Origin of the sequence: Pseudomonas sp. DTU12.1, assembly GCF_009873475.1 — a bacterium.
In the GTDB taxonomy this organism is placed as follows: Bacteria; Pseudomonadota; Gammaproteobacteria; order Pseudomonadales; family Pseudomonadaceae; genus Aquipseudomonas; species Aquipseudomonas proteolytica.
Window position 1 is genome coordinate 4,982,125 of the sequence record NZ_CP045254.1, and the last position, 17,132, is coordinate 4,999,256.

At 60.0% G+C, this 17,132-nt stretch carries 15 protein-coding genes; 6 read left to right on the forward strand and 9 right to left on the reverse strand.

Annotated elements, in window-relative coordinates:
* Positions 1-12 precede the first annotated feature (12 nt).
* From GDV60_RS22015 to GDV60_RS22030, 4 genes are all read right to left on the reverse strand, one after another.
* Complete coding sequence (locus GDV60_RS22015) at positions 13-777, reverse strand: amino acid ABC transporter ATP-binding protein (RefSeq protein WP_029297941.1); 765 nt, start codon at positions 775-777, stop codon at positions 13-15.
* An 11-nt stretch (positions 778-788) separates the two neighbouring features.
* Complete coding sequence (locus GDV60_RS22020) at positions 789-1,886, reverse strand: amino acid ABC transporter permease (protein ID WP_159908754.1); 1,098 nt, start codon at positions 1,884-1,886, stop codon at positions 789-791.
* Positions 1,887-1,896: 10 nt separating this feature from the next.
* Positions 1,897-3,078, reverse strand: coding sequence for an amino acid ABC transporter permease (locus GDV60_RS22025; RefSeq protein WP_092238124.1), 1,182 nt, complete (start codon positions 3,076-3,078; stop codon positions 1,897-1,899).
* 72 nt (positions 3,079-3,150) lie between these two features.
* Complete coding sequence (locus tag GDV60_RS22030) at positions 3,151-4,182, reverse strand: amino acid ABC transporter substrate-binding protein (RefSeq protein ID WP_029297935.1); 1,032 nt, start codon at positions 4,180-4,182, stop codon at positions 3,151-3,153.
* Positions 4,183-4,525: 343 nt separating this feature from the next.
* Between GDV60_RS22030 and GDV60_RS22035 the strand changes: the two genes are divergently transcribed.
* The 3 genes from GDV60_RS22035 to GDV60_RS22045 all read left to right on the forward strand — a co-directional run bounded on the left by GDV60_RS22035 (position 4,526) and on the right by GDV60_RS22045 (position 8,030).
* Positions 4,526-5,182, forward strand: coding sequence for an alpha/beta hydrolase (locus tag GDV60_RS22035; RefSeq protein WP_159908756.1), 657 nt, complete (start codon positions 4,526-4,528; stop codon positions 5,180-5,182).
* Between the two features lie 96 nt (positions 5,183-5,278).
* A complete protein-coding gene (rhlB, locus tag GDV60_RS22040) occupies positions 5,279-6,754 on the forward strand; it encodes an ATP-dependent RNA helicase RhlB (protein ID WP_092238130.1) in 1,476 nt (491 codons plus the stop codon).
* Positions 6,755-6,902: 148 nt separating this feature from the next.
* A complete protein-coding gene (locus tag GDV60_RS22045; RefSeq protein ID WP_159908758.1) occupies positions 6,903-8,030 on the forward strand; it encodes an FAD-binding oxidoreductase in 1,128 nt (375 codons plus the stop codon).
* A 67-nt stretch (positions 8,031-8,097) separates the two neighbouring features.
* Here the strand turns inward: GDV60_RS22045 and moaE are convergent, their stop codons facing one another.
* The 5 genes from moaE to GDV60_RS22070 form a co-directional block, all read right to left on the reverse strand.
* A complete protein-coding gene (moaE, locus tag GDV60_RS22050) occupies positions 8,098-8,550 on the reverse strand; it encodes a molybdopterin synthase catalytic subunit MoaE (protein ID WP_092238136.1) in 453 nt (150 codons plus the stop codon).
* Between the two features lie 2 nt (positions 8,551-8,552).
* Positions 8,553-8,795: a molybdopterin converting factor subunit 1 gene (moaD, locus tag GDV60_RS22055; RefSeq protein WP_092238139.1), complete on the reverse strand. Its 243-nt coding sequence runs from the start codon at positions 8,793-8,795 to the stop codon at positions 8,553-8,555.
* Positions 8,792-9,265 carry a cyclic pyranopterin monophosphate synthase MoaC gene (moaC, locus tag GDV60_RS22060; RefSeq protein WP_029297921.1) on the reverse strand — a complete coding sequence of 158 codons (474 nt, stop codon included), beginning with the start codon at positions 9,263-9,265 and terminating at the stop codon, positions 8,792-8,794. The genes moaD and moaC overlap by 4 nt, the downstream gene beginning before the upstream one ends.
* A 150-nt stretch (positions 9,266-9,415) precedes the next feature.
* A complete protein-coding gene (locus tag GDV60_RS22065) occupies positions 9,416-10,810 on the reverse strand; it encodes a PhoH family protein (protein ID WP_029297919.1) in 1,395 nt (464 codons plus the stop codon).
* 339 nt (positions 10,811-11,149) lie between these two features.
* Positions 11,150-12,274, reverse strand: coding sequence for a polysaccharide deacetylase family protein (locus tag GDV60_RS22070; RefSeq protein ID WP_159908760.1), 1,125 nt, complete (start codon positions 12,272-12,274; stop codon positions 11,150-11,152).
* 236 nt (positions 12,275-12,510) lie between these two features.
* Between GDV60_RS22070 and yaaA the strand changes: the two genes are divergently transcribed.
* From yaaA to alg8, 3 genes are all read left to right on the forward strand, one after another.
* Positions 12,511-13,290, forward strand: coding sequence for a peroxide stress protein YaaA (yaaA, locus tag GDV60_RS22075; RefSeq protein ID WP_159908762.1), 780 nt, complete (start codon positions 12,511-12,513; stop codon positions 13,288-13,290).
* Positions 13,291-14,160: 870 nt separating this feature from the next.
* On the forward strand, positions 14,161-15,477 hold the full coding sequence (locus GDV60_RS22080; protein WP_029297911.1) for a nucleotide sugar dehydrogenase: 1,317 nt from the start codon (positions 14,161-14,163) through the stop codon (positions 15,475-15,477).
* A 148-nt stretch (positions 15,478-15,625) separates the two neighbouring features.
* A complete protein-coding gene (alg8, locus tag GDV60_RS22085) occupies positions 15,626-17,107 on the forward strand; it encodes a mannuronan synthase (RefSeq protein WP_371923372.1) in 1,482 nt (493 codons plus the stop codon).
* Positions 17,108-17,132 lie beyond the last annotated feature (25 nt).

The window sequence follows — 17,132 nt, forward strand, 5'->3', positions numbered from 1 at the left end:
AGTGGGGGCGTGTTAATGCAGGATCTGGCTCAGGAACAACCGGGTCCGGTCGTTCTGCGGGTTGTCGAAGAAATCGTTCGGCGCCGCCTGTTCGACGATTTCGCCCTTGTCCATGAAGATCACGCGGTTGGCCACGGTGCGCGCAAAGCCCATCTCGTGGGTCACGCAGAGCATGGTCATGCCGTCTTCGGCCAGGCCGATCATGGTGTCGAGGACTTCCTTGACCATCTCCGGGTCGAGGGCCGAGGTCGGCTCATCGAACAGCATGATCTTGGGCTTCATGCACAACGCCCGGGCAATCGCCACGCGCTGTTGCTGGCCGCCGGACAATTGCCCCGGAAACTTGTGGGCCTGCTCCGGGATGCGCACGCGCTCCAGGTAGTGCATGGCAATTTCCTCGGCCTTGCGCTTGGGCATCTTGCGCACCCACATCGGCGCCAACGTGCAGTTCTGCAGGATGGTCAGGTGTGGGAACAGGTTGAAGTGCTGGAACACCATCCCCACTTCGCGGCGCACGGTTTCGATCTGCTTGAGGTCGTTGGTCAGCTCCACGCCATCGACCACAATGCGCCCCTGCTGGTGCTCTTCCAGGCGGTTGAGGCAGCGGATGGTGGTGGACTTGCCCGAACCCGACGGGCCGCACAGCACGATGCGCTCGCCCTGCTTGACGTTGAGGTTGATGTCTTTCAGTACATGGAACTGGCCGTACCACTTGTTGACGCCCTGCATCTGGATAATGCCTTCAGGGCTCACCGGCTGTTTGATCGCTTCGCTCATAACAACAACTCCTAACGCTTGTGGCCAGTGTCGAGCTTGTGTTCCAAATGAATGGAATAGCGCGACATGCCAAAACAGAAAATCCAGAACACCAGGGCCGCGAACACATAGCCTTCAGTAGCCATGCCCAGCCATTTCGGGTCGGCGGCGGCTTGCTTGACGCTGTTGAGCAGGTCGAACAGGCCGATGATGATCACCAGGCTCGTATCCTTGAACAGCGCGATAAAGGTGTTGACGATGCCCGGTATCACCAGCTTCAACGCTTGCGGCAGGATCACCAGGCCCATGCTGCGCCAGTAACCCAGGCCCATCGCCGCCGCGGCTTCGTACTGGCCTTTGGGAATGGCCTGCAAGCCACCGCGCACCACTTCTGCCACGTAGGCCGACTGGAACAGGATCACGCCGATCAACGCCCGCAGCAGCTTGTCGAAGTTCATGCCTTCAGGCAGGAACAGCGGCAGCATCACCGACGCCATGAACAGCACCGTGATCAACGGCACGCCGCGCCAGAACTCAATGAAGGTCACGCAGATCACGCGAATCGCCGGCATATTGGAGCGCCGCCCCAACGCCAGCACGATACCCAGCGGCAAGGCGCCAGCGATACCGACGGTGGCGATCACCAAGGTGAGCATCAGGCCGCCCCATTGGCTGGTCGCGACGTTGGTCAGGCCAAAGATCCCGCCGTGCAGCAGGAAGAAGGCAATGATCGGGTACAACACCAGAAAGCCCAGGCCATAGATCGCCTTGGGTTTAAAACGCGAGATGAACAACGGCGCCACACCGACGATCGCCAGCCACACGGTCAGGTCTACGCGCCAGCGCAGGTCGCCGGGGTAATAGCCGTACATGAATTGCCCGAAGCGCTGCTGGACAAACACCCAGCAGGCGCCCTCCTTGGTGCAATCGGCCTGGGTGGTGCCGACCCAGTTGGCGTCGAGGATCGCCCAATGCAAAATCGGCGGCACCACCAGGTAGACCAGGTAGATCGCCAGCAACGTCAGCAGGGTGTTGAACCAACTGGAGAACAGGTTGGCGCGCATCCACGCCATCGGCCCGAACACTTTGTCCGGTGGCGGCATGTCAGGTTTGAAAATATGGGAAGTCATGCAGGTTTCCTCACCGCTCGATCAGCGCAATGCGCTTGTTGTACCAGTTCATCAACAGGGAAATGCTGATGCTGATCGCCAGGTACACGCTCATGGTGATGGCAATGACCTCAATGGCCTGGCCGGTCTGGTTGAGCACCGTGCCGGCAAACAGTGAGACCATTTCCGGGTAGCCGATGCCGGCGGCCAGGGATGAGTTTTTCGCCAGGTTCAGGTATTGGCTGGTCAGCGGCGGGATGATCACCCGCAGCGCTTGCGGGATGATGACCTTGCGCAGCGTAGGCCCCGGACGCAGGCCCAGGGAGCGCGCGGCTTCGGTCTGGCCGTGGCTCACAGACTCAATGCCCGAGCGCACGATCTCGGCAATAAACGCGGCGGTGTAGACGGTAAGCGCCAGGGTCAGTGCCAGCAGTTCGGGGATCAATACCCAGCCACCGACAAAGTTGAAACCCGCAAGCCTTGGCATTTCCCAGTGCAGCGGCACACCGAAGATCAGGACGCACAACGCCGGAATCACGATGAACAGCGCCAGGCCCGCCCAGAACTTATGGAACGGTACGCCGGTGGCTTCAAAGCGCTTGTTGGCCCAACGCGCCATCAGCACGATTGCCACGATGGCCACCCCGACACTGGCCACAAACGGCCAAAAACCGTCAGCCGCCAGCGCCGCCGGCATATTCAGGCCCCGGGCGCTCATAAAGAATGTATCGCCCAAGTTGTGGCTGTTGCGCGGCAACGGCATGGTCAGGAAGACCGCGAAGTACCAGAACAGGATCTGCAACAACGGCGGAATGTTGCGGAACACTTCCACATACACCGTCGCCAGTTTGTTGATCATCCAGTTCGGTGACAGACGCGCCACCCCTATGATGAAACCGAGCAGTGTCGCCAGGACCACACCGATCACGGTCACCAGCAACGTGTTGAGCAGGCCGATCACAAAGACCCGGGCATAGCTGTCCGATTCGGTGTAGTCGATCAAATGCTGAGCGATGCCAAACCCGGCACTGCGCTCCAGGAAGTCAAAGCCGGAGGTAATGCCCCGGTGCTGAAGATTGGTTTGCGTGTTGTTGAACAGATACCAGCCCAACGAAACCACCGCGACGATGGTGATGATCTGAAATAGCCACGCGCGCACTTTGGGATCGCTGAAGCTGAGCTTCTGCTTGGGTGCGCCGATTTGAGTTTGCATTGAGTGCCCCAGAAATAATGGAACAGAACATCACCCGGCGGTTGGCCCACCGGGTGATAGAACCATCAGCGATCAGCGCACAGGGGGTGCGTATTGAATGCCACCGTTGTTCCACAGCGCGTTCAGGCCACGGTCGATTTCCAGGGGAGTGCTCTTGCCCAGGTTGCGCTCGAACACTTCGCCGTAGTTACCGACCTGCTTGACGATCTGTACGACCCAATCCTTCTTCACTTTCAGGTCTTTGCCGTATTCGCCGTCAGCACCGAGCAGACGCGCGACGTCCGGGTTCTTGGTGGCCTTGGCTTCGGCTTCAACGTTTTTCGAGGTGATACCGGCTTCTTCAGCGTTGAGCATGGCGTAGCCTACCCAGCGCACGATGGCCAGCCACTCGTCGTCGCCATTACGCACGACCGGGCCCAGGGGCTCCTTGGAGATGGTTTCCGGCAGCACCACGTAGTCCTTCGGCGCGGCCAGCTTGCTGCGCTGGGCAAACAGTTGCGACTTGTCGGAGGTCAGCACGTCGCAGCGCCCGGACTCCAGGGACTTGGCGCTTTCATCGGAGGTGTCGAAGGTGATCGGGGTGTACTTGAGGTTGTTGCCACGGAAGTAGTCGGAAACGTTCAGCTCGGTGGTGGTACCGGCCTGGATGCAGATGGTTGCACCGTCCAGTTCCTTGGCACTTTTTACGCCCAGCTTGCTGTTGACCAGAAAGCCGATGCCGTCGTAGTAGGTGATAAAGCCCGGGAATTTCAGGCCCATGCCCGCATCGCGGGAGCTGGTCATGGTGGTGTTGCGCGACAGGATGTCGACTTCGCCCGATTGCAGCGCGGTGAAACGCTCCTTGGCATTCAACTGGCTGAACTTGACCTTGGTCGCATCGCCAAACACGGCTGCGGCCACGGCGCGGCAGTAGTCAGCGTCGATCCCGAGGATCTTGCCGCTGGCATCCGGCACCGAGAAACCCGGCAGGCCGTCGCTGACGCCACATTGCACAAAACCTTTCTTCTGCACTGCATCCAGGGTGGCGCCGGCCTGGGCCAGGCCACTGATCCCTAATACGGTCGCCGCGGTCACGATGGCCAGGGTGGACTTCAATACCTTCATTCAAACCTCCAGTTGCTCTTGTTGTGTCGGAGCTCGAACCCCTGCCCACCCTTGTGAGGCGATATCGACCCGTGTTGGCTTTTTTTGGGGTCAAGCAGCAGAGGCTGTCGCTGTCATTGCAGCGGCTATCCCAGAGGCGGCAGTCACTGATAGTGTTACCGTCCCGGATAGTTCTGACATCGACCTACACATAGCAAGCGCCGTACCAGAGTGTCGGCTGAGCCGTTTGCGCCCAGGATCTGTCGCAAAACAGTCAACCATGCGACATCCTGTTAACTGATCCACCGTCCACGCACTGCCCCGACGCCTCCCATCGGCGCGCACGCACATTTTTGGAGCACACATGACCGACCCCTTGATTCTTCAGCCCGCCAAGCCCGCAGATGCCTGCGTCATCTGGTTGCATGGCCTGGGTGCCGATCGCTACGACTTCCTGCCGGTGGCCGAAGCGCTGCAGGAAACCTTGCTGTCCACACGCTTCGTATTGCCCCAGGCACCGACCCGCGCGGTGACCGTCAATGGGGGCTACGAGATGCCAAGCTGGTACGACATATTGGCCATAAGCCCGGCGCGGGCCATCAGCCGTGAGCAGCTGGATGAATCGGCCAAAATGGTCATCGATTTGATCGAGCAACAAAAAGCCAGCGGGATAGACGCCTCGCGAATTTTCCTCGCCGGTTTTTCCCAGGGTGGCGCCGTGGTCCTGCACGCCGCGTTTGTGAAATGGCAAGGGGCCCTGGGTGGCGTGCTTGCCCTCTCCACCTATGCACCCACTTTCAGCGATGAGCTGGAACTGTCCGCCAGCCAACAGCGCATTCCGGCCCTGTGCCTGCACGGCCAGCACGATGAAGTGGTGCTCAACGCCATGGGCCGCAGCGCCTATGAGCATTTAAAGCAGCGCGGTATCACCGTGACATGGCAGGAATACCCAATGGGTCACGAAGTGTTACCCGAAGAAATCCGCGACATCGGCACCTGGTTGGCCGGCCGCCTGGGCTGAAAACCGACCATTGTGTAGCCGCATGACCAACGCACTACGCCGCGCCCGATTCTTGCATTACACTGGCCGGCGTACATTCCTTAACCAATTGATGAGATGACCGTGCTCAAAGCACTCAAGAAGATGTTCGGTAAAAGCGAGGCTGAACCACTCGCCCCTGTTCCCAGCGCCCCTGTCCAGACGTCAGGCAGCCGCAACGACGGTAAACAGCCTGGCCGAACAGCGCCTGTTACCTCGCCAAAACCGCCGCCCGTAAAGCCTGCTGTCCCGGCACCCGTCGCCGCCCAGCCCGCAGAAGAACCCGCGCGTGCGGAAAAACCGCGCCGCGAACGCGCGCCAAAACCGGTGGTAAAGCCGTGGAAGCTGGAAGACTTCGTGGTCGAGCCCCAAGAGGGCAAGACGCGCTTTCACGACTTCAAGCTGGCCCCGGAACTGATGCACGCCATCCAGGACCTGGGCTTCCCGTACTGCACGCCGATCCAGGCACAGGTATTGGGCTTCACCCTGGCCGGCAAAGACGCCATCGGCCGCGCCCAGACCGGTACCGGCAAGACCGCTGCGTTCCTGATCTCGATCATCACCCAACTGCTGCAGACCCCGCCGCCCAAAGAGCGCTACATGGGTGAACCTCGAGCCCTGATCATCGCCCCGACCCGGGAGCTGGTGGTACAGATCGCCAAGGACGCCGCCGACCTGACCAAGTACACCGGCCTCAACGTCATGACGTTCGTGGGCGGCATGGACTTCGACAAACAGCTCAAGCACCTGGAAGCGCGGCACTGCGACATCCTGGTCGCCACCCCGGGCCGTTTGCTCGACTTCAACCAGCGCGGCGACGTGCACCTGGACATGGTCGAGGTGATGGTGCTGGACGAAGCCGACCGCATGCTCGACATGGGTTTTATCCCGCAAGTGCGCCAGATCATTCGCCAGACCCCACCGAAAAACGAGCGCCAGACCCTGCTGTTCTCCGCGACCTTCACCGAAGACGTGATGAACCTCGCCAAGCAGTGGACCACCGACCCGTCCATCGTCGAGATCGAAGCGCTGAACGTCGCCAGCGAAAACGTCGAACAGCATATCTATGCCGTGGCCGGTGCCGACAAATACAAGCTGCTCTACAACCTGGTCAACGATAACGGCTGGGAGCGGGTCATGGTGTTTGCCAACCGCAAGGACGAAGTGCGGCGCATTGAAGAACGCCTGGTGCGCGATGGCGTCAATGCTGCGCAGTTGTCCGGTGATGTGCCGCAGCACAAGCGGATCAAGACTCTGGAAGGCTTTCGCGAAGGCAAGATCCGCGTGCTGGTGGCCACCGATGTGGCAGGGCGTGGGATTCATATCGACGGCATCAGCCACGTCATCAACTTCACCCTGCCGGAAGTACCGGACGATTACGTGCACCGGATCGGCCGTACCGGGCGTGCCGGCGCTGCGGGTGTGTCGATCAGCTTTGCCGGGGAAGATGACTCGTACCAGTTGCCATCGATCGAGACGCTGCTGGGCCGCAAGATCAGTTGCGAAACGCCGCCGACGCACCTGTTGCGGGCCGTGGAGCGCAAACGCCCTTAAAACGGGTGCAGGAGCGGGCTTATGTGGGAGCGGGCTTGCCCGCGATAGCGGTGTGACAATCACTGAAGTGATTGACTGACACACCGCATTCGCGAGCAAGCCCGCTCCCACATTTGTCTTCAGCGCTTTCAAATTCAAGGAGGACCACATGAACCAGGCTGATTACCTCATCATCGGCGGCGGTATTGCCGGTGCCAGCGCCGGTTACTGGCTGTCCCGACACGCCCGCGTCATCGTGCTGGAGCGTGAGTCCATGCCGGGCTATCACTCCACTGGCCGCTCCGCCGCCCTCTATATCGCCGCCTATGGCACGCCACAAGTGCGCGCCCTGACCCTGGGCAGCCGCGACTTCTTCGATCACCCGCCTGCAGGTTTTACCGAGCACGCTTTGCTCACGCCCCGTGGCGAAGTACTGGTGGACCTGCTTGGCGACCCAGAAGAGCTACAGCGCCAATACCTGAGCGCCAAGGCGCTGGTAGCCGAAACACGCCTGCTGGACACCGAAGAAGCGCTGCAGATGCTGCCGATCCTGCGCCGGGAAAAAGTCCATGGCGCGATCTACGACCCGACCGTCTGCGATATCGACACCGATGCGTTGTACCAGGGCTATTTGCGCGGCATTCGGCGTAACGGCGGGGCTATTCATACCGACAGTGAAGTGCAAAAGCTCAACCGTGACGGTCAGGGCCAGTGGCAAGTGCGCACCTCACAACAGCGCTACAGTGCGCCAGTGATCATCAACGCCGCCGGGGCCTGGGCCGATACCATCGGCGAGCTGGCCGGTGCACAAAAAATCGGCCTGCAGCCCAAGCGCCGCAGTGCCTTTGTGTTCGCCCCGCCTGCCGGGCTGGATATTCATGACTGGCCGGAGTTGGCGGCCCTCGACGGTTCGTTCTACATGAAGCCTGACGCTGGAATGTTCCTCGGCTCGCCAGCCAACGCCGACCCAGTGGAACCTCACGACGTGCAGCCCGAAGAGCTGGATATCGCCACGGGCATCTATCACATTGAAGAGGCCACGACCCTGACCATCCGCCGCCCAGCCCGGACTTGGGCGGGGCTGCGCAGTTTTGTCAGTGATGGCGACCTGGTATGCGGCTTTGATCCGCAGGTAGAGGGTTTTTTCTGGATCGCGGCCCAGGGCGGCTACGGGATCCAGACCTCGCCGGCGATGGGTCAGGCCAGCGCGGCGCTGGTGCGTGGGCTCGGATTGCCCGAGCCTTTGCAGCGCGCCGGGCTGACCGAGGCGATGTTATCGCCTGGTCGCCTGGGTTGATCGTGCTGCTGGACTCGTCCAATACAGCGGCCAAACGATAGGGTGTGACGGGCACACGGAAGGCCACTCACGCCTTCCAGCGATCAGCCGCCCTATGATCACTGGCCCGCCCTTCCACCCAGCGCGCCCCTTCGCTGGTGTTTTCCTTCTTCCAGAACGGCGCTCGGGTCTTCAGGTAGTCCATCACAAACGCACAAGCATCAAACGCGGCCTGTCGATGGGCACTGGCGGCGGCGACGAACACAATAGGTTCGCCGGGCTCCAGGGCGCCGATGCGGTGCAACACCTCGAGCTTGAGCAACGGCCAGCGTTGCTCGGCCTCAACCGCGATCTTGGCCAGGGCCTTTTCGGTCATGCCGGGGTAGTGTTCGAGGAACATCCCCGCCACATCCAGGCCATCGTTGAAGTCGCGTACATAGCCGACGAAACTCACCACGGCGCCCACACCCACATTGGCGGCGTGCATGGCGTTGACTTCGGCGCCGGGATCGAACGGTTGGGCTTGCACACGAATAGCCACGGTCAGCCTCCGGTCACGGGCGGGAAAAAAGCCACTTCGTCGCCGGCCTGCAGAGGCTCGTCGAGGCCACACAGTTCCTGGTTGCGCGCACACATCAGGCTGGCCTCGTTGAGCACCGCAAATTCTGGGTCACTGGCCAGCGCCAGGCGTACGGCATCGACCGTGGCGAAGTCGCCTTCGACCTCCATGGAATCGAGGCCCACCGCTTCGCTGTAACGGGCAAAAAACAAAACGTTGATACTCATGCCTGGTCCGCCTTGAAATGCCCGCTCTTGCCACCGAGTTTTTCCAGCAGGCGAATGTTTTCGATGGTCATGCCACGGTCCACCGCTTTGCACATGTCGTAGATGGTCAGCGCGGCGACGCTGGCCGCCGTCAACGCTTCCATCTCCACGCCGGTCTGCCCGGACAGCTTGCAGCGCGCGACGATATGCACGGTATTTTCCCCTTCGGCGGCCAGCTCGACCTTGACCCCGGTCAGCATCAGCGGATGGCACAGGGGGATCAGATCACTGGTCTTTTTCGCGGCCTGGATCCCGGCAATGCGGGCCACGGCGAACACGTCGCCCTTGGGGTGGGCGCCGTCGACGATCATTTGCAGGGTCTGGGGCAGCATGCGCACCCGCGCTTCGGCCACGGCTTCACGGAACGTCACGCTTTTGTCGGTGACGTCGACCATATGGGCACGGCCCTGGGAATCGAGATGAGTCAGCACGGGGATACTCCTGATCAGAAGCCCCGATTGTAAACCCAACGCCGATCAAAATGTGGGAGCTGGCTTGCCTGCGATAGCGCTGTGTCAATCAACCTATCATCGACTGAACCACCACTATCGCGGGCAAGCCCGCTCCCACACTGAACGCGGTTACAGGTGGGATTCGGCGTATTCGGCCAGAATCGAGCGTGGTACCCCTTGCAGCGCAATGTGCACGCCGTTCGGGAAGTCCTTGAAGCGTTCCGTCAGGTAGGTCAGCCCGGAGCTGGTCGCGGACAGGTAAGGGGTGTCGATCTGTGCCAGGTTGCCCAGGCACACCACTTTGGAACCGGCACCGGCACGGGTGATGATGGTTTTCATCTGGTGCGGTGTGAGGTTCTGGCATTCATCGATCAAAATCAGGCTCTGCTGGAAGCTGCGACCTCGGATGTAGTTGAGGGATTTGAACTGCAACGGCACTTTGCTGAGGATGTAGTCGACGCTGCCATGGGTGTTTTCGTCATCCATATGCAAGGCTTCGAGGTTGTCGGTGATCGCCCCCAGCCACGGCTCCATTTTTTCTGCTTCGGTGCCGGGCAAAAAACCGATTTCCTGGTCCAGGCCCTGCACGCTGCGGGTGGCAATGATGCGGCGGTAGCGCTTGGTGACCATGGTCTGCTCGATGGCAGCCGCCAGGGCGAGGATGGTTTTCCCCGAGCCGGCAGCCCCCGTCAGGTTGACCAGGTGGATGTCCGGGTCGAGCAGCGCGTACAGCGCCAGGCTCTGGTAGATATCACGCGGTTTCAGGCCCCAGGCTTCCTGGTGCAGCAGGGGTTCCTGATGCAGGTCGAGGATCAGCAGCTTGTCGACCTGGATCTCTTTGATCCAGCCCACAAAGCCCTGTTCGTCGATGATGAATTCGTTGATGTGCACGGCCGGCAGGTTGTCGGTCAGCTGCACCTGGTGCCAGGTGCGGCCATGGTCCTGGCGGGTCTCGACCTTGCTGACGCGGTCCCAGAACGAGCCGGTCATGGTGTGATAACCACGGGACAGCATCGACACGTCGTCGACCAGTTGGTCGGTACTGTAATCCTCGGCAGCGATCCCACACGCTCGTGCCTTGAGGCGCATATTGATGTCTTTGGTCACCAGCACCAGGCGCAGGTCCTTGTCGCGCGCATGCAGGTCGATCAATTGGTTGATGATCTTGTTGTCGTTGAGGTTTTCCGGCAGCAGGCTGTTGGGTTCGCTGCGCTTGCTCATCAGGATCGACAGCAAGCCCTTGGGCCCGCTCTTGCCACGTTGAATCGGTACGCCGACCTCTACATCCTCGGGCGAGGCTTCACCCAGGGTCTTGTCGATCAGGCGGATCGCCTGGCGGCATTCGGCGGCGACGCTGTGGTGCCCACTTTTGAGTTTGTCGAGCTCCTCAAGCACGATCATCGGGATGGCGACGTGGTGTTCTTCGAAATTGAGCAACGCGTTTGGATCGTGGATCAAAACATTGGTATCAAGCACATAAAGGATTGGCTGGTCGGAAGAAGGGGTACGTCCATGATCATCCATACTCGGTCACCTTTGTGGGAGCCAGTCGACGCAATACCACAACAGTGCTGCGCCTCGATTCGACCACCGAATGCACCTGAGGGACGTCAAGTGCATTGCCCACCTGAGGAGTCTGGGAAGACGCCACCTGTGGTGCAGGTTTCGGCGATCTGTCTTCGTAATACCGCAAAACCCATGACAGGAAAAAGCACTTTGACGCTTTTTTGAAGTTTATTTTTCAGGATGACGAATAGCACTGGCGGGGCGCCACGCACACCGCTAAAGTCGGAAGTCCGCCTGCATCGAAATGTCGCAGCAAATCACCCCAAAAAACCCTCATCCCCAGCAGGGCCGGGCACTTCAGCGAAATGCCTCGCGACACTCCTGCCAACCCAAGCCACTCTGCGCCGTTGCCTGCAACAACATCGGCAATGCCACCCGCGCCTTGTCCTGGGTGTCGTGGAACACAATCACCCCTTTGCGCCACAACAACATCAGCGTCAGCACCCGATGGGCCGACTCGTCAGCCTTGAGCTGGCCGGGCTCATCCTGGGAGTCGATATCCCACAACGCCACTTGCAGGCCCTGGGCCTGGAAGAAGCCCTGGCTGTCGGCCCGGCGCTGGCCATAGGGCGGACGGAACAGCGGCACATAGTTTTCCGGCAGCAGGTTCTGAGTCAGTGATGCACTGCGGGTGATCGAACTCTGCCAGTCGACCCAATGGCTGTGGGAGCGGTACTGCCAGCCCTGGATGCCCACGCACTGGCCTTGATACAACGCCTGCACATCAGCGGCCGACGTCTTCTCCAGGCGGGTTTGCAGGCTGTTGCCCAGGGCAAAGAAGGTGGCCGTCATTTTCTGCTTGCGCAGGTAATCGGCCAGCCAGTCGGTTTGGCCGTTAAGCGGCGCCGGGCCACCATCGAAGGTCAATAGAAACAGGCGGTCGTTGAGCTCGTCGCCATTGCGCTCGAAATCACCAAACCGTGCGACTTCGCTGCTGATCTGCGGGAACAGAGCAGCCTTGCGCAGCAACTCGTCCAGATAGCGCTGGTGAAAGGTGCGGCTAGGGCCGGCCCAGCCTATGTAGAAGGATTGGTCGCTGACCTCGAATTTGCCGGCCTGCTCGCGCAGGTCGTCCATGTTCTCCACCAGGTAGCAGAACGAGGCGTCCTGTTCGCAGCTTTGCTGGGCAAATCCGTAATTCTCCAGCAACCGTTGCCAGAGGTGGCGACGCAGGTCGTCGATGGCGCCCTGGTTGATGATCTTCAGCCCCAGGCGTTGCTTGAGGGCCGCCTCATCCAAGGCCTCGCTGGCCAGCAGCGTGTGGGCGAACATGAGGATTTCGGCGCGTGACGCCACATCGAACAGCGCCGGGCTGCTGAGCTTTTCCGGCCAGGTGCCACGGTCCAGGCTCGCGACATCTACAGTGGCCGCCTGGGCGCCCAGGCACGTCAGCCAGGCGCATAAAAAAAGCGCAATTCGCACAAAGGGTCCCCCGTTCCTGATTCGTCGGCCACTATAGCCGATCACAATCCTCCCTGTGGGAGACGGGCTTGCCCGCGATGGCGGAGTGTCAATTGGCCTATTGGCAAGCTGTCACGCCGCCATCGCGGGCAAGCCCGGCTCCCACAGGGACAACCGTATGGCAACTATTGGCGTGATAGGTGGAGTCAAACCGCCCTACCCCCTAGAATCCCCCGACGATTACAGGAGACGACTTCATGCTGATGGTGATTTCCCCCGCCAAAACCCTCGATTTCGAGACTGCGCCTGCGACCCAGCGCTTTACCCAGCCGCAATACCTCGACCACTCCCAGGAATTGATCGAGCAGTTGCGCGAACTGAGCCCGGCGCAGATCAGTGAACTGATGCATGTTTCCGACAAGATCGGCGGCCTCAACGCCGCGCGCTTCGGTAGCTGGACCCCGGCCTTCACCCCCGCCAATGCCAAGCAGGCGCTGCTGGCGTTCAAAGGTGACGTGTACACCGGTCTTAATGCCCAGACCTTTAACGACGCCGACTTCGCCTACGCCCAGGACCACCTGCGCATGCTCTCCGGCCTGTACGGCCTGCTGCGCCCGCTGGACCTGATGATGCCGTACCGCCTGGAGATGGGCACCAAGTTGGCCAACGCCCGTGGCAAGGACTTGTACGCATTCTGGGGCACGCGGATCAGCGAGTGGCTCAATGAAGCCCTGGCTGAGCAAGGCGATGATGTACTGCTCAACCTGGCGTCCAACGAGTACTTCTCCGCGGTCAAGCGCCCGGCCCTCAATGCGCGGATCATCAACACCGAGTTCAAGGACCTGAAGAACGGCCAGTACAAGATCATCAGTTTCTACGCCAAAAAGGCCCGGGGCATGATGAGCCGCTTCGTGATCGAAGAACGCATCAACGACCCGGCCCAGCTCAAGCAATTCGATGTGCAGGGCTACCGCTTCAATGCCGAGCAGTCCAAGCCGGATAACCTGGTGTTTTTGCGCGATCACGCACCGGATTGAGGCTGCACCCGGCTTAAAATGTGGGAGCGGGCTTGCTCGCGAAAGCGGTGTATCAGTCACCGGATAGATTGACTGAAGCACCGCTTTCGCGAGCAAGCCCGCTCCCACATTTGTCCTACATTCCTTCAACAGAATCGTCATTATTTTGGCGCCAAAAATATTTCTTCAGAATTCATAACGTTTCTTTCACTCGACATCCGTCAGTTTTTTTCGTAGTGGCACCACTTTTTTCAAACAGTAGTGGCATAAAACTATATCCCCGCGCCAACTCCCTATATCCACTAGCCCAATCTGCAAGTGCTATCAATATAGTACTAGTGCCATCTTTGCTTATATTTCAAGAAATTTCGAGAAACAGGATGAGCGGCCAGGAACTATGTCTGCGAGTGCCGCTCATACCACCGGTAACGATTATCTCTGTTCTTGTGCGATATGACTTACACAGCGACCAACGGAAGTAGCAAAGTTGTCATATATAACTTTGACTGCTCGGTCTAATTACCAACTGTTTAGTTGAGGGCGGGCGATCAGGTTGCATGACCATCCCCTACAAGGCCAGGGCTAAAGCCTACCTAAATGGGTCAGTGAGACAACCCAAGGCATTGATAGATAAAGGCTAAATGCCAATATCAAGGCTTTGCGGCACTGACGCCAGACCCTTCTCACAGAAGACTGGCTGCATTTCAGGGCAAGCCCCAACAACAAGGCCAAGTTGCGCACAACTTGAGTGCATTAGTTAGTCACTCGACTTTTAACATGCCTGTACATGGCAATGCAGTGTCTATTCACGGCATTTCCTAGTGCATGAGTGACGCTTGAAAACATGAACTCCGGCCATTTAATGGCGTGATAAAGATAGAGGTAAATGCGATGCGCATCAGCATATTTGGTTTGGGTTACGTGGGCGCAGTATGTGCCGGTTGCCTGTCTGCACGGGGCCATGAAGTGGTCGGTGTAGACATTTCCAAGGATAAGATCGACCTGATCAATGCGGGCAAATCCCCCATCGTTGAACCGGGCCTGGGCGAACTATTGAGCCAGGGCATTGCCAGCGGCCGGTTGCGCGGCACCACCAACTTCGCCGACGCCATCCGCGATACCGACCTGTCGATGATTTGCGTCGGCACGCCCAGCAAGAAAAACGGCGACCTGGAACTCAACTACATCGAAGCGGTGTGCCGCGAAATCGGTTTTGTCCTGCGTGACAAGACCACCCGCCACACCATCGTGGTGCGCAGCACCGTGCTGCCCGGCACTGTGGCCAACGTGGTAATCCCGATCCTCGAAGACTGCTCCGGCAAAAAAGCCGGCGTCGACTTCGGTGTCGCGGTCAACCCGGAGTTCCTGCGCGAATCCACCGCCATCGCCGACTACGACCTGCCACCGATGACCGTAATCGGTGAACTGGACAAAGCCTCGGGCGACGTCCTGCAGTCGCTGTACGAAGAACTCGACGCCCCGATCATCCGCAAGGACATCGCCGTTGCCGAGATGATCAAGTACACCTGCAACGTGTGGCACGCCACCAAAGTCACCTTCGCCAACGAAATCGGCAACATCGCCAAGGCCGTGGGCGTCGATGGTCGCGAAGTGATGGAAGTGGTCTGCCAGGACAAGACCCTCAACCTGTCCCAGTACTACATGCGTCCGGGCTTTGCCTTCGGCGGCTCGTGCCTGCCCAAGGACGTGCGCGCCCTGACCTACCGCGCCAGCTCCCTGGATGTGGAAGCACCGCTGCTCAACTCGCTGATGCGCAGCAACGAATCCCAGGTGCAGAACGCCTTCGACATCGTCTCCGGTCACGACAAGCGCAAGGTCGCCCTGCTGGGCCTGAGCTTCAAGGCCGGCACTGATGACTTGCGCGAAAGCCCACTGGTGGAGCTGGCGGAAATGCTGATCGGCAAGGGCTTCGACCTGAGCATCTACGACAGCAACGTCGAATACGCCCGTGTGCATGGGGCAAACAAGGATTACATCGAAGGCAAGATCCCCCATGTGTCGTCCCTGCTCAACTCGGACTTCGACGATGTGATCAACAACAGCGACGTGATCATCCTCGGCAACCGCGACGAGAAATTCCGCGCCCTGGCGCAGAACGCCCCGCACGGCAAGCAAGTGATCGACCTGGTGGGCTTCATGTCCCAGGCCACCAGCGTCAATGGCCGTACCGAAGGCATTTGCTGGTAACCGCGCTGATCGCCGGCAAGCCGGCTCCTGCAGGTCGCGCATGTCATGTAGGAGCCGGCTCGCCGGCGATGGCGCCCCACTGTAAGCCTGCCACAACCCCATCGGGCCACCCCACAGGCTCGCCCGAGACTCCAGACGGATGCAGATTATGCACAGGCTAAAGCACGGCCTCCTTCAGGCCGCCGGTTGGCTGTTGTTTTTAAGCGTGTTGATGTGCCTGGCCCTGGCGTTGCCGGCGAGCACATTCGACTCGCAGTCGAGAAATTTCATCTTCCTGATTGGCGCCGTCGGTATCTGGCGCTACTCCATGGGCGCCACGCACTTTGTACGCGGCATGCTGTTCCTGTACGTGGTCTACCCGCACCTGCGGCGCAAAGTGCGCAAGCTGGGCAAGGCGGCGGACCCCTCCCACGTATTCCTGATGGTCACCAGTTTTCGGATCGACGCGCTGACCACCGCCCAGGTCTACAGCTCGGTGATTCGCGAGGCCATCGAGTGCGGCTTCCCTACCACCGTGGTCTGCTCCCTGGTGGAAATGTCCGATGAGCTGCTGGTCAAGAGCCTCTGGGAAAAGATGAACCCACCGGATCACGTCAAGCTCGACTTCGTGCGCATCGCCGGCACCGGCAAGCGCGATGGCCTGGCCTTCGGCTTTCGTGCGATCTCCCGCCACTTGCCGGACGACCGCGCCGTGGTTGCGGTAATCGACGGCGACACCGTGCTGGCCGAGGGCGTGGTGCGCAAGACCGTGCCGTGGTTCCAGCTGTTCGGCAATGTCGGCGGCCTGACCACCAACGAGTTTTGCGAAGTGCGCGGCGGCTACATCATGAGCGAGTGGCACAAACTGCGCTTCGCCCAGCGCCACATCAACATGTGCTCCATGGCCTTGTCCAAGCGCGTGCTGACCATGACCGGGCGCATGTCGGTGTTCCGGGCCAGCGTCGTCACCGACCCCGGCTTTATCGCCGACGTGGAAAGCGACTCGCTGCAACACTGGCGCCTGGGCCGCTTCAAGTTCCTGACCGGGGACGACAAGTCCAGTTGGTTCAGCCTGATGCGCCTGGGCTACGACACCTTCTACGTGCCCGATGCAGCGATCAACACCGTGGAACACCCCCCTGAAAAGAGCTTCATCAAGGCCAGCCGCAAGCTGATGTTCCGCTGGTACGGCAACAACCTGCGCCAGAACTCCCGAGCCCTGGGCCTGGGTATGCAGCGCCTGGGCCTGTTCACCAGCGTGGTGCTGTTCGACCAGCGTGTGTCGATGTGGACTTCGCTGCTGGGCCTGACCGTGGCGATCCTCGCCACCTTCAAGTACGGCGGTGCGTTCATCCTCGCTTACCTGCTGTGGATTGGTATCACGCGCCTGATCCTGACCCTGTTGCTGTCGTGCTCGGGCCACAAGATCGGCCCCGCCTACCCGGTGATTCTCTATTACAACCAGATCATGGGCGCGCTGGTGAAGATCTACGTGTTCTTCCGCCTCGATCAACAGTCCTGGACCCGCCAGGACACCAAACTGACCCGCGATTTGGCCAGCTTTCAACGTTGGTTCAACACCTGGTCGTCTCGGACCATGACCTTCTCCGCCGGCAGCATTTTCGTCGCCGTGTTGCTGATGATGGTCTGACCCTGCCAAGCCTGAATTAACCTAG